Source organism: Bradyrhizobium cosmicum, assembly GCF_007290395.2.
GTDB lineage: Bacteria > Pseudomonadota > Alphaproteobacteria > Rhizobiales > Xanthobacteraceae > Bradyrhizobium > Bradyrhizobium cosmicum.
Genome location: NZ_CP041656.2, coordinates 2575521 through 2596275, shown reverse-complemented (window position 1 = coordinate 2596275; position 20755 = coordinate 2575521). Strand labels below are relative to the sequence as shown.

Below are 20755 nucleotides of genomic sequence, written 5' to 3'. Positions count from 1 at the left end.
TATCGCAAAGGATGCTGGTGTTAAGAGAGCACTTTGTGCTTACCTGCTTACACAGGAGTAACCGGCAAGCGGCCAACATGGATCGTGAGGACCCGACGATGAAGCCAGACGTCTATGCAGCGAACTGCCCCACACGCCAGATCCTCGATCGCGTCGGCGACAAATGGGCGGTGCTGATCCTGCTGCTGCTGCGCGAGGAGCCGATGCGCTTCAATCAGTTGCGCCGCACGATTGAAGGCATTTCGCAGAAGATGCTGAGCCAGGTTCTCAAATCACTCGAGCGCGACGGATTGATCAAGCGTCACGCCATCGCAACCGTTCCGGTGACGGTAGAATATTCGATCACGCAACTCGGCGTGACGCTCGCCGCCGCGGTCGATCCGCTGCGCGACTGGGCCGAGCAGAATTTGAAAGACGTGCTCGCTGCCCAGCGCCGTTACGACTCGCAGCTGAAGGATGTGGCGGCGTAGCGCAGACGCTACGCCTGCCCTGCCTTGGCGAGTTCGACCTCGACGCGCAGCTCGATCTCGGACAGCACGGAATCGAGACCGGGATCACCGGAGGACGATTTCAGATTCGTCGCGGCATCCCGCAGCCGCATCACCGTCGACGCGTCCAGATTGCCGGACAGCAGACCCATCTTGAGATCGTCGAGCACGTCGAGCGCGGTCCTGCCGCGGGCGACCGAGCGCTTGCGGCGCTCGACCGGATCCTCCTCGATGCCCTGCAGTGCGAGCAGCGCATCGATGTTGGCGGCGGCCTTCGGTGCGGCAGCGCTCCGCGTCTCCTGAGCCGACGAGGCGTCGGGCAGGACGAAGGTGCCGGAGCCCGTCCGCTTGGCCTGGCTGGCCGGCGTTCCAAGCGTTGTGCCGTTCGGTCCGTAGATGCGCATCGCAGCAATCCGGGTGATCGATGCGCCACATTCGCCGTCTTATGGTTAACGGCGCGTAAACAGCCCGGCAAAATCTGCCGAGGGGCGGCAGTTTCGCTCCTCAGAGAGAACGCCGGCTGACACCGGTCGAAACAGGTTTATTCAACCTATTCAATCGCCTACCCCGTTATCCCGTGTTGGCACAGCGCTCGCAAGGACAGCGTCAGACCAGCTCGTCATGGGAGTGTCAAGTTTGGTCCGAGATTTGAGGAGGCTTTCTCGGGAGCCTTGGGGAGCAGAGGATGCCAGGCGTTCGTTGGGTAAGGATTCTTGGGGTGGCTTGCGCCGCGCTGTCAGCGCTGGCGCTCTCGGTCGCGCCCGCAAGCGCGACGTCGCGCATCAAGGATCTCGCCAATATCGAGGGCGTGCGGCAGAACCAGCTCATCGGCTACGGCCTCGTCGTCGGCCTCAACGGCACCGGCGACACGCTCAACAACATCCCCTTCACGAAGCAGTCGCTGCAGGCGATGCTCGAGCGCATGGGCGTCAACATCCGCGGCGCCACCATCCGCACCGGCAACGTCGCAGCCGTGATGGTGACGGGCAATCTGCCGGCCTTCGCCACCCAGGGCACGCGCATGGATGTCACGGTTTCCGCGCTCGGCGACGCCAAGGATCTGCGCGGCGGCACGCTGCTGGTCACGCCGCTGCTCGGCGCCGACGGCAACGTCTACGCGGTCGCACAGGGCTCGGTCGCGATCTCCGGCTTCCAGGCCGAAGGTGAAGCGGCCAAGATCGTGCGCGGCGTCCCGACCGTGGGCCGCATCGTCAACGGCGCCATCATCGAGCGCGAGATCGAGTTCGCGCTTAATCGGCTGCCGACCGTCCGGCTGGCGCTGCGCAACGCCGATTTCACCACGGCCAAGCGGATCGCGGCCGCGATCAACGACTATCTCGGCCTCAAGACCGCCGAGCCGATCGACCCTTCGACGGTGCAGTTGTCGATCCCGCCGGACTTCAAGGGCAACGTCGTCGCCTTCCTCACCGAGATCGAGCAGCTCCAGGTCGATCCCGACCTCGCCGCCAAGATCATCATCGACGAGCGCAGCGGCATCATCGTGATGGGCCGCGACGTCCGCGTCGCCACCGTCGCGGTGGCGCAGGGCAACCTGACCGTCACCATCTCCGAGAGCCCGCAGGTCAGCCAGCCCAACCCGCTGTCACGCGGCCGTACCGTAGTCACGCCACGCACCGGCGTCAGCGTCACCGAGGACGGCAAGAAACTCGCCGTCGTCAAGGACGGCGTCTCGCTGCAACAGCTCGTCGACGGCCTCAACGGCCTCGGCATCGGCCCCCGCGACCTCATCAGCATCCTGCAGGCGATCAAGGCCGCCGGCGCGATCGAAGCCGACATCGAGGTGATGTGATGCAGACCGGCATGATCAATACCCCGCACGTCGCGACGTCCCCAGCGTTCTCCGTCGAGAGCCGTAACGGCCGCCCCGACTTCGAGCTCGCCGCCGCGCTGCAAAAAGTTCCGCCGAAGCAACAGGCGAAGGCGCAGAAGACCGCCACCGATTTCGAGGCGATGTTCCTCAACAGCATGTTCTCGCAGATGACCTCGGGCCTGAAGGGTGAAGGTCCGTTCGGCGACACGACGGGCACCGGCGTGTGGCGCTCGATGCTGACCGAGCAATATTCCAGGAACTTCGCCAAGGCCGGCGGCGTCGGCGTCGCAACCGAGGTCTACCGCACCCTCATCATGCAGCAGGCGAAAACCATCCGCACGGCATAAGGTCAAACGAGATGAACCACTTCAATGCCTCACGACAGCCGGTGCAAGCGCAGCGCCCGAACCCTGCTCCCGGCAATGCCGAAGGGCGCAAGGTCGCCGAGCAGTTGATGGACGCGATGAGCGCCTTGCTCGGACTGATCGAGCGCGAGACCGAGCTCGTTCGCGCCGGCAAGGTCCGGGAGGCGATGACCTTCGAGAGCAAGAAGCAGGAGCTGTCGCGGAACTATGTCAGTGCCGTCAGCGCATTGAAGGCGAACCAGCCCCAGCTCGCCAAATCCGCGCCCGAGCTGCTCTCGACGCTGCATCGGCACCACGATGCGTTCCGCGCGATGCTCCAGGTCAATCTCACCGTGCTCGCGACCGCACATGCGGTCTCCGAGAGCGTCGTGCGCGGCGTCAATGCCGAGATCCAGAAGCGCAACGTGCCGAACACCTATACGGCCGCGGGCCGCCGCGCCACGCCGGGCCCGCGCCACATCACCCCGCTCGCGGTCAGCCGCTCGCTCTGAGCGCACGCAAAAACCAGCGACAATTTTACGAAAAACCGCGCCGCGATCTCGCCGCGCGGTTAGGCACGTTTCCTTACCCGATGTTCAAACCTGGTGTTCCATGGTTGCGTATCGAGAGGGGTTGGGATTTGACTCACGTGAGGCCAGGAGGCTGCCATGAGTACAGATTTCAGCATCAGGCCGGTGGGGATACCGGCCCCCGTGCAGACCGTAACGACGTCGAATTCGGCGGCGAACGAGGCCGTGCAAACTGATTTGCCGGTGAGCCAGACGGTGGCCGCAAGCGATACCAGTGCGGCCGTGCGCAGTGATCTGCCGAAGAACGAGAACGTCTCGCGTCAGGTCGTGTTCGACCAGGCCGCCGCATCTTTCGTCTTTCAGGTGGTCAACGACAAGACCGACGCGGTGGTCAACCAGTTCCCCGACGAAGCGATGCTGCGCCGGCGGGCCTATTTCCATGCAGAGGATTTGAAGTCCCAGCCCTCGCGTCCGCTCAATACGGACGTCAGCGCCTGAGCATCAGGTGTCGAGCGTGGCTTGCGCGGTATCGAGATAGGTCGAGCCGGTCGCGGGATCGGTGACGACGTTCTTGACTTGCGCCTTGCCGACATCTGTCAGCGTGAACTTGGTATTCCCGAAGCGGAACGAACCGTCCTTGATCAGCACCTGCTGGTACTGTGACGTGCCTTCGCTCTGGTAGTGGACCTGCGCGCGGAAGCCGCTGACCTGCGAGACGTTCAACGAGAACTTCTTGCCGTCCGGATAGCTGCCGGTCCAGCTGCCCTGATAGAGCGATGAATCGACTGAAACATATTTCGATGAGCCCGATGTGCTCGACAGCACGTTCGACTTGTACGCGGTCGACAGGATGCTCATGATGTCGGCCATGACGGGTTTCCGTCAGGGACGACCGGACAGACCGGCGGCGATATTGCGGTTGATCTCGATCAGCGGACGGAAGTGATCGAACTGCGGGCTCATCTGGAGCGCCGCGGTCTGGCTCAACACGAACACGCTGATGTTGGCGATCTTCTGCCGGACGTCCAGCGGCTGCGGATTGTTGTCGCGCATCGCCTCGCTGAGGAAGATCGTCCAGAGCTTGCGGTTGAACATCAGCGCGTGTGTGGTCTGCTCGCTGAACGGGTCGGCGCTGTTGATCGCGTCCTGCAGCTTGTTGGCGGCCTTGAGCAGGGTCTGCGCCTCGACGTCGCGAGGAGATGCGGTGGTCGTTGCAACACGCGCGTAAGCCGAGGCAGCGGAATTCGACATCAATCACACCTTGGAGGTTACCTAGCCCGTTGAACGCGCTTAAGGATTTCTTTCCCGACCCTAGGCAGCACCGCTTAAGATTTGCTTACGTGTGTGCTTGGAAGGCACTCCGGATTATTACGGGGCTCGGAGCTCTTCTCAGCGCAATGCTAGATGCACACACGCACGCTGTAAACTTGCTTGGGATGATGCGTGTCGGTCTCAGCTAATCCTGCCTTAGCGATCTCCCTCAAAACAACGGCGGAGCATTAGCCCCGCCGCGACGTCTTAGCGATCTTGCGTTGGGAAATTAGCGCAGCAGCTGCAGCACGCTCTGCTGCGACTGGTTGGCGAGCGATAGCGCGGAGACCGCGATCGACTGGCGGGTCGACAGCGCCTGGCTGTTGGCCGCTTCCTCGTTGGTGTCGGCGAGCGTCAGGTTGGACGAGCCGGTCTGCAGCACGTTGATCAGGTTCTTGGAGAAGTCCTGACGCACCTGCACGATCGAGAGGTTCGAACCGAGCGCCGAGCCTTCCGAGCGCAGCGTGCTCGAGGCGGCATTCAGGCTCTGCAGCACCTTGTTGGTGGCGCCGTTGTCGATGAAGTCCGTGCCCGGGACGAGATTGCTGAGGCCGAGACCCGCCGCGTTGAAGACTACGCCGTTGATGCCGAGCGTCGAGCTGCCGGTCTCGTTGAACACCAGCTTCAGCGTGTCGCCGTTCAGCAGGTTGACGCCGTTAAAGGACGAGTCCTGAGACGTGGTGTCGATCTGCGCCAGGATGTTGTTGAACTGGCTGACCAGGCCGGAGCGTGCCGTCTGCGCGACCGGATCTTGAATCGGCGGCTGCGCGGTCGTGAAGGCCAGCACACCCGTGAGCGTGCCGCCAACCGCGCCGCCCGCTGCAGTTGAACCGAGGGTCGAAGAGGCGTACTCGTTGACCGTGGTCACCGTGAGCACGCCGTTGGCGTCGATCGTTGCCGTTAGGTGGTTGGCCTGAAGCTGCACATTGAGCTGATCCAGCGTCTTGACGGTCCCGTTGGTACCGTCACCGAAGGTAACATTCACCGGCGTTCCGCCGTTGAACGAGCTGAAGGTGAGCGTCTTGCCGCTGACGCCGCCGACGCCCGAGGTGCGCGCCGCGCTGAATGCCGTCGCCGTTCCTGTGTTGCCGCTGAGACCGAACGCGGACAGCGCGTTGCCGGTGCCGGTAATCGAGAGATCGGCGTTGATGCCGGTCGAAAGCGCCAGCTGACCGCTGGAATTCACAGACGATGGGATCTGGCCCGCGGTGGTCGAAAGAGTCGCGGCGCCAAGGAAGATGCTGGCGGTCTTCACGCCGGTGGCAAGGTCGATCGAGTTGAGCAGATCGGTCAACGTCGCGCTCTGGAGATAGACCGTCGAGTTGCCGTTGCCGTCGGTGACGATGTTGCCGTTGACGCCACCGGAGGTCACGCTCGTCGCCGATTGCGGCGTCTCGGCGTTCTTGAAGGTGATGGTGTGGCCGTCGATGTTCAGCGTCGAGCCATCCTTGACCAGGCTGCCGAGCGAACCCGCGGTGGTCTGCCGGTTGGCGCTGATGCTGGCATTGCCAGCGCCGGTCGCCGAGGTCAGGCCGAGCGCCTTCAGGAAGTCGGCCTTGCCCGTCACGTTCAGATCGGAACCGGTTGAGCTCTTCAGCGTAACGGCGCCCGCGGTAATCGACGATGGCGTCTGGACCGTACCAACAGTCGCGCCGCTCGTCGCGATCGTCGCTGCGCCTGCACTGATCGTCGCCGTCTTGACCCCGCTGGCAAGATCGACCGCGCTGAGGAGGTCGTCGACGGTGGCCGTGGGAGCAGCGGTTGTGCCCATGTAGATAATGGAATTGCCGTTGCCGTCCGTGGCGATGTGCCCGCTGGCGTTGAGACCCCAGCCAGTCGGTTGCGCGCTAGGAGCCGCGCCGGTTCGGAAGGTCACGGTTTTGCCGTTGACGGTAATCGAGTCGCCATCTGCCGGCGACGCTCCGAACGTGGTCGCGGGGGTCGCGCCGATCAGCGTATTGGTGCCGGCGAGGTTAGTGGTGGTGTCGGCTGCTTTGGCCACCGAGCCGGTCAGCGTGCCGGCAGTCGAACCGAGCGACGCGCCGAGCGATGCACCCGAGGTCACCGGGGTCACGCCGCCGGCCGCACCGGTATAAAGCACGTTGCTGTTGGCGGTCGCGCTCGCATAAGAGGTCGTGCCGCGCAGGTCCGCCGGGCTCGCACCCGGAATCGTGGTCGAGACGTTGGACTTGGTCGAGTAGCCGACCGTGGTCTGCAGCGCCTGGTTGGCGATCGATTTCGCGCTGTCGATCAGCTTCTGCAGCGAGGTGATGCCGGTGTTGGCGGCCTGGAGCACCTGGACACCGTTGTTGATGCCGTCGAGCAGGTTGCTGATGTCGCTCGCCCTGTTGTCCAACCCCTGTGCGGTGAAGAAGTTGGTGGGATTGTCGAGCGCCGTGTTGACCTTTTTGCCGGTCGACAGCCGCTCCTGCGTCGTGGCCAGCAAATCGGCCGTCGACTGCAGCGACAACAGGTTCTGGCGAACTGACGCCGAGAGAACGATGTTGGACATTGGCGAGACTTCCTCTTGAACCGGATACGAATCGGCCGCGCGGTTTGGAAAGCGGGCTTTTGTCCAGTCTTAGGGGCTGTCCTTTAAAGTATGGTTAACGGCGGTTTAAGGGATAGGGTTAATGGGGGGTTAGCACCCCCTTCCCCGGTTTGACACGGGCTCCGAGCCAATAAAAAAGCGGCGGGGCCGAAGCCCCGCCGCCGTGTTTTCTATCGTAATTTCAGACGCTTATTAGCGAAGCAGCTGGAGCACGCTCTGCTGCGAGGTGTTGGCCAGCGACAGCGCGGAGACCGCGATCGACTGGCGGGTCGACAGCGCCTGGCTGTTGGCCGCTTCGACGTTGGTGTCGGCCAGAGTCAGGTTCGATGAGCCGGTCTGCAGCACGTTGATCAGGTTCTTGTTGAAGTCCTGACGGATCTGCACGACCGAGAGGTTCGAACCGAGAGCCGAGGCTTCCGACCGCAGCGTGCTAGACGCCGAGTTCAAATTGGTCAGAACCCTGTTGGTGGCGGCGTTGTCGATGAAGTCGAGACCGACTGTCAGCGACGCCAGGCCCAGCCCCTTGGAGTTGTAGGTCACGCCGGTGATGTTGAGGCTGGACTTGCCGGTTTCGTCGAACACCAGCTTGAGCTGGTCGCCGTTCAGCAGGTTGACGCCGTTGAACGAGGAGTCCACCGAGGTCGTGTCGATCTGGTTCAGGATGTTGTTGTACTGCGATACCAGATTTGCACGGGACGACTGAGCCACCACGTCCTGGACCGGCGTGGAGGCGGTCGTGAACGTGAGCGCGCTGGTGATGGTGCCGCCGATCGCGCCGCCGGCTGTCGTCGAACCGATCGTCGAAGACGCGTAGTCGTTGGAGGCAGTGATGGTGAGCTGGCCGTTGGCGTCGATGGTCGCGGACAGGTTGTTGGCCTGGAGCTGCGAATTGAGCTGATCGAGCGTCTTGACCGTGCCGTTGGTGCCGTCGCCGAAGGTGACGTTGACCGCTGTACCGCTGTTAAAGGCAGTGAAGGTCAGGGTCTTGCCGGCAATGCCGCCGATGCCGGAGGTACGGGCCGCGGTGAAGGCCGAGGCCGTCCCGGTGTTACCGGCGAGACCGAACACCGACAGGGCATTGCCGGTGCCGGTGATCGACAGATCGGCGTTGACGCCGGTCGAGATCTTGAGCTGGCCGGAGGTGTTGATCGACGAGGCGGTCTGACCCGAGGCGGTCGCGAGCGTACCGCTGCCGCTGCCGTTGAGCGTGAAGGTCTGAACGCCCGTGGCGAAGTCGATCGCCTTCAGCACATCGGCGATCGTTCCGGACTGCAGATACACCGTCGAGTTGCCGTTGCCGTCGGTGACGACGTTGCCGGACACGCCCTGAGTGGCGGCCAGCGAAGCAGCGGACGGTGTCGGGGCGTCCTTGAAGGTGATGACATGGCCATCGACGTTCAGCGTCGAACCCGACGAGACGAGCGACGACACCGTCGTCGAGCTCGTGGTGCGGGCTGCCGTTGTCGTGACGCTGCCGGCACCGGTGGCGGAGGTCAGGCCAAGAGCCTTCAGGATGTCGGCCTTTCCGGTCAGGGTCAGATCGGAGCCAGTCGTGCTCTTCAACACGAGCGCGCCGCTGCCGTTGACCGTCGAGGGAGTCTGGCCCGCATTGCCGGTGAGGGTACCGGCAACATTGCTCTGCACCCCGCTCGCCAGATCGACCGCCGTCAGCACGTCGCCGATCGAGGCCTTCGTCGCGGAGCCGAGATAGATCGACACGTTGCCGCTGGCGTCCGTGTAGACGTTACCGGTCGTGACGCCGGCAGATGCGGCAACCTGGGTGAGACCTGTAGGAACCGTTGTCGGCTGGTCGCCCGCAACGAACGTGATAGTCTTGCCGTTGACGGTGAGCGTATCACCCGCCGCAACGCCGGCGTTGGCATCGCCCGCGGCTACGCCATTCAAGAGCTTGGCGGCAGTTGTTGCAGCGTTGATGACAGTTCCCGTGTCGGTTCCTGCAATGCCGCCCAGCGTCGCGCCGGACGTCGCGGCGGTCACGCCGCCTGCAGCACCGCTGTAGAGCACGTTGCTGTTCGCAACCGCGCTAGCGAAGCTCGTGGTGCCGCGCAGGTCGGCAGCCGTCGCACCGGAGATCGTGGTCGAGACGCTGGACTTGGAGGAATATCCGACGGTGGTCTGCAGCGCCTGGTTGGCGATCGACTTGGCGCTGTCGATCAGCTTCTGCAGCGAGGTCAGGCCGGTGTTGGCGGCCTGCAGAACCTGCACGCCGTTGGCGATGCCGTCGAGCAGATTGTTGATGTCGCTGGCGCGGTTGTCGAGCGACTGTGCGGTGAAAAAGTTGGTGGGATTGTCCAGGGCCGAATTGACGCTCTTGCCGGTCGACAGACGGTTCTGTGTGGTGGCGAGGAGGTCGGCGGTGGACTGGAGAGACAGCAGGTTCTGGCGAACCGACGCAGAGAGAACAATACCGGACATAACTCTTACCCTTCTGGTTTACGCGTCTTCGTTCGATCGCTTCGGATCGAGTGACGGGGACAGCGTGCCGCGACATGGCTAACAAAGGGTGAAATGAGACGAGCCGGCATAAGCGCCGGTACACCATAAGCCGGCGGGAGAAACGGGCACCCTCCGAAATCCGGCTGAATTTACTGGCGATTTTCCGTGCTTACGCTCCATTAACCATAACCGCGGGTTACTTTTCGGAAGCGTGATCGGGACTGGACGCAAACACGGACGAAAAAGAAAGCGGCGGGGCCGAAGCCCCGCCGCGATGTCTTGCTTAACGATGTCTTGCTTGCGATACCGTCCGCGACCTAGCGGAGCAGCTGCAGCACGCTCTGCTGCGACTGGTTGGCGAGCGACAGCGCTGAGACCGCGATCGACTGGCGGGTCGACAGCGCCTGGCTGTTGGCCGCTTCGACGTTGGTGTCGGCCAGCGTCAGGTTGGACGAACCGGTCTGCAGCACGTTGATCAGGTTCTTGTTGAAATCCTGACGTACCTGCACGATCGTGAGGTTCGAACCGAGTGCCGAGGCTTCCGAACGCAGCGTGCTGGACGCCGAATTCAGGTTGGTCAACACCTTGTTGGTCGCGGCGTTGTCGATGAAATCCGCTCCCTGAGTCAGCGCGGCGAGGCCCAGACCCTTGGAGTTGTAGGTCACGCCGGTGATGTTGAGGCTGGACTTGCCGGTTTCGTCGAACACCAGCTTAAGCTGGTCGCCGTTCAGCAGGTTGACGCCGTTGAACGAGGAGTCCTGAGAGGTCGAGTCGATCTGCAGGAGGATATTGTTGTACTGATTGACGAGGTTCGAGCGAGACGTCTGGGCAACGCTGTCAGCGACGGGGCTGGAGGCCGTCGAGAAGGTCAGCGAGGTCGTCAGCGTGCCGCCGATCGCACCACCTGCAACCGACGAACCAAGCGTCGAGGATGCGTAGTCGTTGGTGGTCGAGATCGTCAGCAGGCCGTTGGCGTCGATCGTCGCAGACAGGTTGTTGGCCTGCAGCTGCGTGTTGAGCTGATCGAGCGTCTTGACCGTGCCGTTGGTGCCGTCGCCGAAGGTGACGTTGACCGCCGAACCACCATTGAAGGAGGTGAAGGTCAAGGTCTTGCCGTTGATACCGCCGGTGCCGGAGGTACGAGCCGCGGTGAACGCCGAGGACGTGCCCGTGTTGCCGGCGAGACCGAGGGTCTGCAGCGCGTTGCCGGTGCCGGTGATCGACAGATCGGCATTGACGCCGGTCGAGATCTTGAGCTGGCCGGAGGCGTTGATCGACGAGGCAGTCTGGCCTGAGGCGGTTGCGAGCGTGCCGCCGCCGCTGCCGTTGAGCGCGAAGGTCTGAACGCCCGTGGCGAAGTCGACCGCCTTCAGAACGTCGGCGATCGTCGAGCTCTGCAGGTACACCGTCGAATTGCCGTTACCGTCGGTGACGACGTTACCGGACACGCCCTGGGTCGAACCCAGCGACGAAGCACCGGGCGTCGGACCGTCCTTGAAGGTGATGACATGGCCATCGACGTTCAGCGTCGAACCAGACGAGATGAACGACGACAACGTCGCCGCGCTCGTGGTGCGGGTCGCGGAGACGGTGACGTTGCCGGCACCGGTCGCGGTGGTCAGCTTGAGGGCCTTCAGGATGTCGGCCTTGCCGGTGACGCTCAGGTCGGCACCGGTCGAACTCTGCAGCACGAGCGCGCCGCCGCCGCTGACCGTCGAGGGGGTCTGGCCGGCGTTCGCCGTGAGAGTGCCCGCGACGTTGCTCTGCACGCCGCTGGCGAGGTCGACGGCGGTCAGCAGGTCACCCACCGAAGCCTTGGTGGTCGAGCCGAGGTAGACGGTGACGTTGCCGGTGGTGTCGGTATAGACGTTGCCAGTGGTCACGCCCGCAGAGGCCGCAACCTGGGTCAGGCCGGTCGGCGCCGTGGCCGGCTGGTCGCCCGCAGCAAACGTGACGGTCTTGCCGTTGACGGTGAGCGTGTCACCAGCCGCGATGCCGGCGTTGGCGTCACCCGCCGTGGCTGTGCCGTTGAGCAGGCTCGTCGCGGTCGTCGCCGCGTTGATCACCGTACCCGTGAAGGCGCCTGCAACGCCGCCCAGCGTGGTGCCGGAAGCAGCAGCGGTGGTGCCGCCCGCGGTGCCCTTGTACAGCACGTTGCTCAGCGCATCCGCGCTGGTGTAGGTAGTTGTGCCGCGCAGGTCCGAAGCCGTCGCACCAGAGATCGTGGTGGAGACGTTGGACTTCGAGGAATAACCGACCGTGGTCTGCAGTGCCTGGTTGGCGATCGACTTGGCGCTGTCGATCAGCTTCTGCAGCGAGGTGATGCCGGTGTTGGCGGCCTGCAGCACCTGCACGCCGTTGGCGATGCCGTCGAGCAGATTGTTGATGTCGCTGGCGCGGTTGTCGAGCGACTGTGCGGTGAAGAAGTTGGTGGGATTGTCCAGGGCCGAGTTGACGCTCTTGCCGGTCGACAAGCGGCTCTGCGTGGTGGCGAGAAGATCAGCGGTGGACTGGAGGGAGAGCAGGTTCTGACGAACCGAGGACGAGAGAACAATACCGGACATAAGCTGTTACCCTTCTGGTACGCAACGCAACAAACTTCGATTAGGATTAATCGATGCCGGGACGGTGAACTTAGGTGGCTAACAAAGCATGAAGTGCGTCGCGCCAGTCCTTGCGCGGATTCACCATAGCAGCTCACCAGGCCAGATCGCTCCCTTGTGTATCGCTATGATCGAATGATGCTTTTCCTTGCAGCGGCGGTGTGTTTGCTACTTGTCAACCATAACTCAGAGTCGGCAAACGGCCGCGTTTGGATGCATCGTCTTCATCATCGCGCGACATCCTCCGATACCGGCACAAAAAGAAAGCGGCGGGGCCGAAGCCCCGCCGCGATGTCTTGCTTAGCGATGTCTTGCTTGCGATACCGTCCGCGACCTAGCGGAGCAGCTGCAGCACGCTCTGCTGCGACTGGTTGGCGAGCGACAGCGCGGAGACCGCGATCGACTGGCGGGTCGACAGCGCCTGGCTGTTGGCCGCTTCGACGTTGGTGTCGGCCAGCGTCAGGTTGGACGAACCGGTCTGCAGTACGTTGATCAGGTTCTTGTTGAAGTCCTGACGCACCTGCACCACCGAGAGGTTCGAACCAAGGCTGGAGGCTTCCGAACGCAGCGTGCTGGACGCCGAGTTCAGGTTGGCCAGCACCTTGTTGGTCGCGGCGTTGTCGATAAAGTCCGAGCCGCTCACCAACGAGGCTAGGCCCAGACCCTTGGAGTTGTAGGTCACGCCGGTGATGTTGAGGCTGGACTTGCCGGTTTCGTCGAACACCAGCTTGAGCTGGTCGCCGTTCAGCAGGTTGACGCCGTTGAACGAGGAGTCCTGAGAGGTCGAGTCGATCTGGCTCAAGATGTTGTTGTACTGCGAAACCAGATTGGCACGCGTCGTCTGGGCAACGCTGTCAGCGACGGGGCTGGAGGCCGTCGAGAAGGTCAGCGAGGTCGTCAGCGTGCCGCCGATCGCACCACCTGCAGCCGACGAACCAAGCGTCGAGGATGCGTAGTCGTTGGTGGTCGAGATCGTCAGCAGGCCGTTGGCATCGATCGTCGCAGACAGGTTGTTGGCCTGCAGCTGCGTGTTGAGCTGATCGAGCGTCTTGACCGTGCCGTTGGTGCCGTCGCCGAAGGTGACGTTGACCGCCGAACCACCATTGAAGGAGGTGAAGGTCAAGGTCTTGCCGTTGATACCGCCGGTGCCGGAGGTACGAGCCGCGGTGAACGCCGAGGACGTGCCCGTGTTGCCGGCGAGACCGAGGGTCTGCAGCGCGTTGCCGGTGCCGGTGATCGACAGATCGGCATTGACGCCGGTCGAGATCTTGAGCTGGCCGGAGGCGTTGATCGACGAGGCAGTCTGGCCTGAGGCGGTTGCGAGCGTGCCGCCGCCGCTGCCGTTGAGCGCGAAGGTCTGAACGCCCGTGGCGAAGTCGACCGCCTTCAGAACGTCGGCGATCGTCGAGCTCTGCAGGTACACCGTCGAATTGCCGTTACCGTCGGTGACGACGTTACCGGACACGCCCTGGGTCGAACCCAGCGACGAAGCACCGGGCGTCGGACCGTCCTTGAAGGTGATGACATGGCCATCGACGTTCAGCGTCGAACCAGACGAGATGAACGACGACAACGTCGCCGCGCTCGTGGTGCGGGTCGCGGAGACGGTGACGTTGCCGGCACCGGTCGCGGTGGTCAGCTTGAGGGCCTTCAGGATGTCGGCCTTGCCGGTGACGCTCAGGTCGGCACCGGTCGAACTCTGCAGCACGAGCGCGCCGCCGCCGCTGACCGTCGAGGGGGTCTGGCCGGCGTTCGCCGTGAGAGTGCCCGCGACGTTGCTCTGCACGCCGCTGGCGAGGTCGACGGCGGTCAGCAGGTCACCCACCGAAGCCTTGGTGGTCGAGCCGAGGTAGACGGTGACGTTGCCGGTGGTGTCGGTATAGACGTTGCCAGTGGTCACGCCCGCAGAGGCCGCAACCTGGGTCAGGCCGGTCGGCGCCGTGGCCGGCTGGTCGCCCGCAGCAAACGTGACGGTCTTGCCGTTGACGGTGAGCGTGTCACCAGCCGCGATGCCGGCGTTGGCGTCACCCGCCGTGGCTGTGCCGTTGAGCAGGCTCGTCGCGGTCGTCGCCGCGTTGATCACCGTACCCGTGAAGGCGCCTGCAACGCCGCCCAGCGTGGTGCCGGAAGCAGCAGCGGTGGTGCCGCCCGCGGTGCCCTTGTACAGCACGTTGCTCAGCGCATCCGCGCTGGTGTAGGTAGTCGTGCCGCGCAGGTCCGAAGCCGTCGCACCAGAGATCGTGGTGGAGACGTTGGACTTAGTGGAATAACCGACCGTGGTCTGCAGTGCCTGGTTGGCGATCGACTTGGCGCTGTCGACGAGCTTCTGCAGCGAGGTGATGCCGGTGTTGGCGGCCTGCAGCACCTGCACGCCGTTACCGATATTGTCGAGCAGGTTGTTGATGTCGCTGGCGCGGTTGTCGAGCGACTGTGCGGTGAAGAAGTTGGTGGGATTGTCCAGGGCCGAGTTGACGCTCTTGCCCGTCGACAGACGGTTCTGCGTGGTGGCGAGAAGATCAGCGGTGGACTGGAGGGAGAGCAGGTTCTGACGAACCGATGCGGAGAGAACAATACCGGACATAAGCTGTTACCCTTCTGGTAAACGACGCTTACTGTTACGCGTCTGCATGGATCGAGAGTGACCCAGCGACCGGCGGACCGTGGCGCCGAGAATCTAACGAAGCATGAAATGAAACCGCCGCTTTTGCCGAGCCGCGGGATGATTCGGCAGGGCGAGCGCAGTCCGCCACCGCGCTACCGCTCGATTCAGCCATTGAAATGATTGGTGTTTTTCTCGAAAAAACCGGAGATTCACAACTCGTTAACTAGTCTTGATGGAGTATTGCGCCCTGATCCGCCGCAACACACGCTCGGTTACGAAAGCGTTGATGGAGAACTGGCATGGCCCTCAAGGTCGAGCTGAAACCGCACGAACGCATCATCGTCGGTAACTGCGTAATAACCAACACCGACCAGCGCGCGCGCCTTCTGATCGACGGCGAGAACGTGCCGATCCTGCGCGAGCGCGACATTCTCACGCCGGAGACCGCCGATACGGCGGCCAAGCTCGTCTATCTGGCGGTGCAGCTGATGTACATCTCGCCCGATCCGCAGAGCCAGCACGGCACCTACTTCAACCTGGTGCGCGACATCGTCACCGCCGTGCCGAGCGCATGGCCGATCATCGAGAGCATCAACAACAACATCATGAGCGGCGATCTCTACCGGGCTCTGAAGGACGCCCGCAAGCTGATCGCCTATGAAGACAAGCTGCGCGAGCAGTTCGAGTCGACCCATCCCAAGGACGGCGTCGCGGCTGACGTCAGCTCGGCCGCCTGAGCGCCTCGCACATCTGAAACGAAAACGCCCCGGACCAGGTCCGGGGCGTTTTTGTTTTCAACGTATCAGAACAAATCCTGAGGTCACTGCGCCGCGAGCGGCGGCGCTTCGACCTCGATCACCGCGCCGGCGTTGCGGCGTTCGCCGACCTCCAGCACCGCAGCCAAGAGCGCGTCGATGTCCCTCTCGTCGGTACGGTGATTGACGATGGCCGCGCGGATCGCGAACTTGCCGTCCAGCGTCGTGCTCGACGGCGCCGCGATGCCGGACTCCTGGACATCGGCGACGATCTCGCGGTTGACCGCATCGTCGGCTCGGTAGCGGAAGCAAACGATATTGAGGTTGACCGGCGCGAGCAGCTCCAGTCGCGGCTCGGCGAGAACGCGCGCCTCCAGATATTTCGCAAGCGCGCAGCTTCGCGCGATCACCGCGCCCAGCCGTTCGGTCCCGAACGTTTTCAATGTGAACCAGGTCTTCAGCGCGCGGAAGCCGCGCGACAGATCGGGACCGAGATCGCAGGGCCAGACCGCGCCGGTTGCAAGCCCTCTCGCCTCGCGGCTCAGATACGCCGCCGGCTGCGCGAAGGCCTGCCGATGCTGCTCGCCGTCGCGCACCAGCAGGAAGCCTGCATCGTAAGGCACCTGTCCCCATTTGTGGAAATCGAGTGCAATGGAATCGGCAAGCTCGATGCCGTCCAGCAATGATGCAAGCTCGGGCGAGAATATCGCAAGTGCACCAAAGGCGCCGTCGACGTGAAACCAAATCCCGTGCTCGCGGCACAGCTCCGCGATCGCCTTGAGATCGTCGATTGCGCCGATATCGACAGTGCCGGCGGAGGCGACCACCAGGAACGGCTTGAAGCCGACCGCGCGATCCGCCTCGATTTGCGCGCGCAGTGCGGCCACGTCGATGCGATGATCGGAATCGACATCGATCATGCGCAGCGCATCGGTGCCGAGCCCGGCAATGTCCATCGCCCTGGAGACACAGCCATGCGCGACCCGCGAGGTGTAAGCCGTGAGCAGCGCGCCATCGTTGCCGATGCCGTGCTGCCGCGCCAGCGCACCGAGCGCGGCTGTGCGAGCCACCAGCACGGCCATCAGATTGGCCATCGACGTGCCCGTGACGAAGATGCCGCTGGCGCTCTCCGGGAACGCGAACAGATCGCGCATCCAGGCGACGATCTGGCGCTCGACCTCGATAGGCATGTGGTCGCGCCCGCCGAGATTGGCGTTGAGGCCGGCTGCGAGCATTTCCGCGAGCATGCCGACAGCAGTCCCGCCGCCATGCACCCAGCCCATGAAGCCGGGATGAACGTTGCCGGTCGCATAGGGCGCAACATGCTCGGAGAATTCGCGATAGACATCGGCAAGATCGCTGGATTCGCGCGGCACGCCGGCCTTCATCGCCGCACGAACGTCATCGGGAATCGGCTGCCACACGGGACGCGCACGAACATTGGCGATACCGTCGATCGCATCGTCCAGCATGCGGTGGGCGAGCGCGCGAAATCCGCTCCAGTCCTGCGGATCGAGCGAGGTGTGCGTGACGGCGCTTTGCGCGTTGCGGATGATCTCGTTCATGCGGCCCTCCCCACGCCGTTCCTGGCGTGCCGCGACAGCATCGCCGTGAACGCGGCAAAGATCTTGTGCATCTGCGGCGGCTTGTACGGAAACACGGCGGGTGGATCCATGTTGTGCACGACGGCGGTGTTGTCCGCCTCGAACACCAGCAGCTCGCCGTTCTGGTTTTCGGCGCAATCGACGATGAAATAATCGAGACCAACGCGCCTGCTCATCTCGTCGAGCGCAGCTTTATGCCGTGCAGCGAAGGCGTGATCGAAGTCCTGCATCCAGATGGCTTCTTCTGCCCGCTTCTCCTCGCTGAACGCCATATACGCGTTGAGATACCAGATGTCCCAGCGATCGGCGATCGCCATGTGGCAGGCGTAAGGCTTGCCGTCGACCATGGTGAGACGGTACTTGCGGTAAAGCCCGTCCGGGCTCACATAGTCGACGAAGCGCGCGACGAAGAAGTCCTGCTCCTGCCGCTCCGCAAGATAAGCCTGCAGCGCCGCAGCGTCGTCGACCTTCGCGAGCCCGACGCCGGCATGCGTGCCGCGCGGCCGCACGATCATCGGAAAGCGCAGCTCCCCCGTGATGCTCTCGCAGCCGATCTTCCCTTCCGAAAGCTCAGACAATTGCGCGCGCGCCGCGTGGGCGGTCACGGGAATGTCCAGACCGGAGATGCCGGCCAGCAACCGGAACAGCTTGTCGCGATCGAGATTGCCGATGAGCTCGGGACGATTGAGCAGCGGCCGCGGCCAGCGTGGCGCGGCCCGTTCGATCACGGCGAGTGTCTCGCGGCACTCTTCGGAATCGGAGGCGACCACGATGGCGACGTCGTGATCGGGCAATGTCTCGGGAAGGCCGACGCCCTTGACCACATAAAGCGTCAGCAGCTCGATGTCGGAGCCTTCGAGCAGGAATTCGATCGGGGTGTTGCCGCCCATGTCGATATCGGCCGCGAGCGCGAGCACGCGCAGGCGGGGTTTCGGAACTGCGCATGGGGTCCGAAACAATTGATGGAAGGAGAGTACCTCGCTCTGGATCACGAGCCCCGCTTCTTTCTCACCAAGAAGCTGAGCAATCAGCGACAGATCCAGGCCTTCGCCCGCCTCGGCCGTTCCATCCGCGATCCGTGCGAGCAGATGCTCGCGGAGCGGATGCAGATCGCCGCCCTCGAAGGCGCGGCGCGTTAATTGCGCAAAGCCGATGCGATCGGAATAGTTCGGCGTGGTCACGCTGTCAGGCGCGGAAACAGGATGCAGCATCTTAGGCCTCGTCGAGCACAAAATTCCCCGGCGCAGCCGCGGCACGATCAAGCAGCAGTTCGATCTTCGTCGCGACATGGGCGATGCGATCGAGAATGTGCTGCAAATTGCGTTGCGCCTGCGCGGCGTCCGCCGACCAGGCTTCGGTGACCAGCCGTGCGCCGACACAGAGGCGCAATACGGCCTGCGGCGCCGCGTCCGGTTGCTCCAGCCGGACCGGCTGGCCGATCAGGCAACGCTGCGCGGCGACCTTCCGGTCCGCCACGCTGCCGCTGATCACCTCGCTCATATCCCGCGCCAGCGCCCGGTGAACGGCGACTGTCTCGGCGATAGAGACCGGCTTGCCATCGCGCTGCAGCGTGAAGGGAAAGATCGTGGCGTGCGCAAATTCCTCGTCGTCCGGACCGGTCGTCCGGGCCCCGGTCGAAACGCGGCGAAGCGATGGCGACAACGCAATCATGCTGTCGATGCCCGCGGCAAGCTCGCCCAGCACTCTCGCTCGAAAAGCCCCAGGCACGGCGTAGTAGCTGCCTATCTCCGCGAGCGCCGCCTCCCAGCGCAGCCATTGACCGAAATTCGGCCGGCGCTCGAAGCGCGAGCGCAATGCCGTCCAGTCCATCGGCCAATCGCAGCGGCCGGCGTAGTCGAACAAGCCCGGCGCGATCTCACCCACCCGATCGACGACGCGAGACAATCCCTTCGGAACCAGCAGCGCGCCACTGAAGGCGGGTCCGCCGAAGAACTTCGACCCCGTCATCAGCACCATGTAGCCGCGATCGAGATAGAGGCGCAGGCGCCGGCGCCCGAGTCGCGTCTGGCAGGCATCAACCACAATCTGCACCTGGCCATTCCAGCGCTTGGCAATCTCGTCGAGGCAGGCCTCGCTTGGGGCGCGCCAGCCGAGCTTTGACGAATCCATGATGTGCAACAAAACGCGCCGGCCTTGCGCGAGGCTGTCCTGGATAGCGCGCATGACAGCAGCATCCGGATCCCGGCGCATCGCCATGTCGGAGGCATCATCGAGCAAAGACACCGCGACGCTGTCGCCGGCAAGACCCGCGACCGGGCCATTCTTGCGCACGGCAAAGCCGCTGGCCGTCAGGGAGCTGAAATGGTGGCCGCGCGCGGTGTGGACCGTGCCGCTGCCGGTCTGGTCGGCGCCGACCACGATCGTCACTGGAGCTGCGCCGAGCACCGCGCGTGCCAGGAACAGCGCGTGGAGCTGGGAGTCCGTACCCGAAGGCGAGAACACGATGTCGACGCGCGCCGGGAGCTGGAGATGTCCGCGCAATTCCTCGCGCATGTCCTCGCAGCGCGCATCGAAGGCGACCTCGACCTCGTCGAACAGGCACTTGTGCATCAGCTCCTCGCGCGCCAGCGCGGCGCGGTCATAAGCCGATCGCGAGATCGTCGAGGCGGTCGACGAGGCGAAATTCCAGAGCTCCGGCTCCGGCGAGGCCGCACAGCCATAGGCGTTGAGGCGGCCGTTCGGATCGAGCGCCAGCCGCGGATCTCCGCCGGAGACGAGCAGCGTGTCCAGTGGCGTGAAGAGATCGCGCAGACGGTAGCGCGAGCCGTCGTCGGGCGTGCGCTCGGGGGCCGACAGACGGGATGCGCCGGCGCTCATCCCGGGAGGCTCACGCCGCATCGGCCACAGCCGCAGGCGCCGCTGCGAATTGCGAAGCGATGTCGCCGTGGAACACCGACGGCCCGACGTGATCGAGCGAGCTCTGGATGTCGGCCCATATCTCGCCACCCATGTCGGTCCAGCGTTTGCAGAAGGCGAAGTCCTCGGACAGATACGTGCCTGTCGCCGGGTCGATCATGCACTCGAACAGCGCGAAGCGGTTCTGGCTCGCCGCCAGCGTATCGTGCGAATGCTCGCGGAAGAATTGCAGGTTGGCGTAACCGGGGTGGCGACACATCGCCTCCAGCACGTGGCGGCGGATCATCAGGAAGCCGGTGCCGGCGTAGCGCACGCGGGTGAAGCCGTTGACCACCACGATGCGATCGGGGTCCTCGATCTCGAGCACGTAGTCGAGCGAGGCGGCCGGCACGTCATCCCGGCCGGACTGGATCGCCCGCTTCGCCTTGTCCCAGTTGACCCGCTTGATCGGATAGCAGCCGGCGACGACATCCGCGCCGCTCTCGATCAGCCGAAACACCTGCTCGGGCTTGAACCCGATGTCGGCGTCGATGAACAGGAAGTGCGTCGCGTTGGGATCGTCCAGGAACATCGCGGCCAGATTGGCCCGCGCCCGCGTGATCAGCGCGTCACCGTCGCGCATCAGCACCTTGAGCTCGAGATTGGACATGCCGTGCACGGCACGCTGCAGCGCGAAGATCGAGCTCGCATAAATGCTCGACACCTGCCCGCCGAAGCACGGCGTGGCCACCACCAGCTGCATCTTGTCCGACATTACGGCTCCGCCCCCGCTCTAATCCTCACCAAGAGGTAAAGAGGCATG

Annotated in this window: 17 protein-coding genes; 6 read left to right on the top strand and 11 right to left on the bottom strand. The window is 63.9% G+C overall.

The annotated features are described in order from the left end of the window. Positions 1 to 98 precede the first annotated feature (98 nt). A complete protein-coding gene (locus FNV92_RS12165) occupies positions 99 to 470 on the top strand; it encodes a winged helix-turn-helix transcriptional regulator (RefSeq protein WP_041748793.1) in 372 nt (123 codons plus the stop codon). An 8-nt stretch (positions 471 to 478) separates the two neighbouring features. Here the strand turns inward: FNV92_RS12165 and FNV92_RS12160 are convergent, their stop codons facing one another. After that, complete coding sequence (locus tag FNV92_RS12160; protein WP_143840785.1) at positions 479 to 892, bottom strand: flagellar assembly protein FliX; 414 nt, start codon at positions 890 to 892, stop codon at positions 479 to 481. A 281-nt stretch (positions 893 to 1173) separates the two neighbouring features. Between FNV92_RS12160 and FNV92_RS12155 the strand changes: the two genes are divergently transcribed. The 4 genes from FNV92_RS12155 to FNV92_RS12140 all read left to right on the top strand — a co-directional run bounded on the left by FNV92_RS12155 (position 1174) and on the right by FNV92_RS12140 (position 3691). After that, on the top strand, positions 1174 to 2298 hold the full coding sequence (locus FNV92_RS12155; RefSeq protein ID WP_041748190.1) for a flagellar basal body P-ring protein FlgI: 1125 nt from the start codon (positions 1174 to 1176) through the stop codon (positions 2296 to 2298). Continuing rightward, positions 2298 to 2666 (top strand): flagellar assembly peptidoglycan hydrolase FlgJ, encoded by a 369-nt coding sequence (gene flgJ / locus FNV92_RS12150; RefSeq protein ID WP_168213244.1) that lies wholly within the window; start codon positions 2298 to 2300, stop codon positions 2664 to 2666. The genes FNV92_RS12155 and flgJ overlap by 1 nt, the downstream gene beginning before the upstream one ends. An 11-nt stretch (positions 2667 to 2677) precedes the next feature. Next, positions 2678 to 3175, top strand: coding sequence for a hypothetical protein (locus tag FNV92_RS12145; RefSeq protein WP_143840787.1), 498 nt, complete (start codon positions 2678 to 2680; stop codon positions 3173 to 3175). 156 nt (positions 3176 to 3331) lie between these two features. Further along, positions 3332 to 3691, top strand: a complete 360-nt coding sequence (locus FNV92_RS12140) for a hypothetical protein (protein WP_015684946.1) — start codon at positions 3332 to 3334, stop codon at positions 3689 to 3691. A gap of 3 nt (positions 3692 to 3694) precedes the next feature. On the opposite strand, the gene FNV92_RS12135 is transcribed toward FNV92_RS12140, so the two are convergent. The 6 genes from FNV92_RS12135 to FNV92_RS12110 all read right to left on the bottom strand — a co-directional run bounded on the left by FNV92_RS12135 (position 3695) and on the right by FNV92_RS12110 (position 14696). Continuing rightward, complete coding sequence (locus FNV92_RS12135) at positions 3695 to 4063, bottom strand: hypothetical protein (RefSeq protein ID WP_143840788.1); 369 nt, start codon at positions 4061 to 4063, stop codon at positions 3695 to 3697. A 12-nt stretch (positions 4064 to 4075) separates the two neighbouring features. After that, entirely contained in the window at positions 4076 to 4444 is a 369-nt protein-coding gene (gene flaF / locus FNV92_RS12130; RefSeq protein WP_143840789.1) for a flagellar biosynthesis regulator FlaF, read from the bottom strand. 289 nt (positions 4445 to 4733) lie between these two features. Next, the gene (locus FNV92_RS12125; RefSeq protein WP_143840790.1) at positions 4734 to 7016 is read right to left on the bottom strand and encodes a DUF1522 domain-containing protein; all 2283 of its coding nucleotides are present in this window, start codon (positions 7014 to 7016) and stop codon (positions 4734 to 4736) included. A 231-nt stretch (positions 7017 to 7247) separates the two neighbouring features. Continuing rightward, entirely contained in the window at positions 7248 to 9491 is a 2244-nt protein-coding gene (locus FNV92_RS12120; protein WP_143840791.1) for a DUF1522 domain-containing protein, read from the bottom strand. 338 nt (positions 9492 to 9829) lie between these two features. Then, on the bottom strand, positions 9830 to 12076 hold the full coding sequence (locus FNV92_RS12115; protein WP_143840792.1) for a DUF1522 domain-containing protein: 2247 nt from the start codon (positions 12074 to 12076) through the stop codon (positions 9830 to 9832). Between the two features lie 373 nt (positions 12077 to 12449). Further along, the gene (locus FNV92_RS12110) at positions 12450 to 14696 is read right to left on the bottom strand and encodes a DUF1522 domain-containing protein (protein WP_143840793.1); all 2247 of its coding nucleotides are present in this window, start codon (positions 14694 to 14696) and stop codon (positions 12450 to 12452) included. A gap of 320 nt (positions 14697 to 15016) precedes the next feature. Here FNV92_RS12110 and flbT point away from each other — a divergent pair, with 320 nt between their 5' ends. Next, the gene (gene flbT, locus FNV92_RS12105; RefSeq protein WP_143840794.1) at positions 15017 to 15454 is read left to right on the top strand and encodes a flagellar biosynthesis repressor FlbT; all 438 of its coding nucleotides are present in this window, start codon (positions 15017 to 15019) and stop codon (positions 15452 to 15454) included. Positions 15455 to 15537: 83 nt separating this feature from the next. Here the strand turns inward: flbT and FNV92_RS12100 are convergent, their stop codons facing one another. Genes FNV92_RS12100 through FNV92_RS12085 form a run of 4 tightly spaced genes read right to left on the bottom strand, consistent with a single transcriptional unit; the run spans position 15538 to position 20707 of the window. Next, a complete protein-coding gene (locus FNV92_RS12100) occupies positions 15538 to 17037 on the bottom strand; it encodes a pyridoxal phosphate-dependent decarboxylase family protein (protein ID WP_143840795.1) in 1500 nt (499 codons plus the stop codon). After that, complete coding sequence (locus tag FNV92_RS12095) at positions 17034 to 18287, bottom strand: ATP-grasp domain-containing protein (protein WP_168213245.1); 1254 nt, start codon at positions 18285 to 18287, stop codon at positions 17034 to 17036. Before FNV92_RS12095 ends, FNV92_RS12100 begins: the two co-directional genes overlap by 4 nt. 1 nt (position 18288) lies before the next feature. Beyond that, on the bottom strand, positions 18289 to 19935 hold the full coding sequence (locus FNV92_RS12090; protein WP_168213246.1) for a hypothetical protein: 1647 nt from the start codon (positions 19933 to 19935) through the stop codon (positions 18289 to 18291). Then, the gene (locus tag FNV92_RS12085) at positions 19925 to 20707 is read right to left on the bottom strand and encodes a hypothetical protein (protein WP_143840796.1); all 783 of its coding nucleotides are present in this window, start codon (positions 20705 to 20707) and stop codon (positions 19925 to 19927) included. Before FNV92_RS12085 ends, FNV92_RS12090 begins: the two co-directional genes overlap by 11 nt. Positions 20708 to 20755 lie beyond the last annotated feature (48 nt).

Bases quoted from the DNA above. Each gene is read 5' to 3' on its own strand.
- FNV92_RS12090 (WP_168213246.1), bottom strand. From the start codon at position 19,935: ATGCGGCGTGAGCCTCCCGGGATGAGCGCCGGCGCATCCCGTCTGTCG.
- FNV92_RS12165 (WP_041748793.1), top strand. From the start codon at position 99: ATGAAGCCAGACGTCTATGCAGCGAACTGCCCCACACGCCAGATCCTC.
- FNV92_RS12095 (WP_168213245.1), bottom strand. From the start codon at position 18,287: ATGCTGCATCCTGTTTCCGCGCCTGACAGCGTGACCACGCCGAACTAT.
- FNV92_RS12140 (WP_015684946.1), top strand. From the start codon at position 3,332: ATGAGTACAGATTTCAGCATCAGGCCGGTGGGGATACCGGCCCCCGTG.
- FNV92_RS12155 (WP_041748190.1), top strand. From the start codon at position 1,174: ATGCCAGGCGTTCGTTGGGTAAGGATTCTTGGGGTGGCTTGCGCCGCG.
- flgJ (WP_168213244.1), top strand. From the start codon at position 2,298: ATGCAGACCGGCATGATCAATACCCCGCACGTCGCGACGTCCCCAGCG.
- FNV92_RS12110 (WP_143840793.1), bottom strand. From the start codon at position 14,696: ATGTCCGGTATTGTTCTCTCCGCATCGGTTCGTCAGAACCTGCTCTCC.
- FNV92_RS12120 (WP_143840791.1), bottom strand. From the start codon at position 9,491: ATGTCCGGTATTGTTCTCTCTGCGTCGGTTCGCCAGAACCTGCTGTCT.
- FNV92_RS12085 (WP_143840796.1), bottom strand. From the start codon at position 20,707: ATGTCGGACAAGATGCAGCTGGTGGTGGCCACGCCGTGCTTCGGCGGG.
- FNV92_RS12145 (WP_143840787.1), top strand. From the start codon at position 2,678: ATGAACCACTTCAATGCCTCACGACAGCCGGTGCAAGCGCAGCGCCCG.
- flbT (WP_143840794.1), top strand. From the start codon at position 15,017: ATGGCCCTCAAGGTCGAGCTGAAACCGCACGAACGCATCATCGTCGGT.
- flaF (WP_143840789.1), bottom strand. From the start codon at position 4,444: ATGTCGAATTCCGCTGCCTCGGCTTACGCGCGTGTTGCAACGACCACC.
- FNV92_RS12125 (WP_143840790.1), bottom strand. From the start codon at position 7,016: ATGTCCAACATCGTTCTCTCGGCGTCAGTTCGCCAGAACCTGTTGTCG.
- FNV92_RS12100 (WP_143840795.1), bottom strand. From the start codon at position 17,037: ATGAACGAGATCATCCGCAACGCGCAAAGCGCCGTCACGCACACCTCG.
- FNV92_RS12135 (WP_143840788.1), bottom strand. From the start codon at position 4,063: ATGGCCGACATCATGAGCATCCTGTCGACCGCGTACAAGTCGAACGTG.
- FNV92_RS12115 (WP_143840792.1), bottom strand. From the start codon at position 12,076: ATGTCCGGTATTGTTCTCTCGTCCTCGGTTCGTCAGAACCTGCTCTCC.
- FNV92_RS12160 (WP_143840785.1), bottom strand. From the start codon at position 892: ATGCGCATCTACGGACCGAACGGCACAACGCTTGGAACGCCGGCCAGC.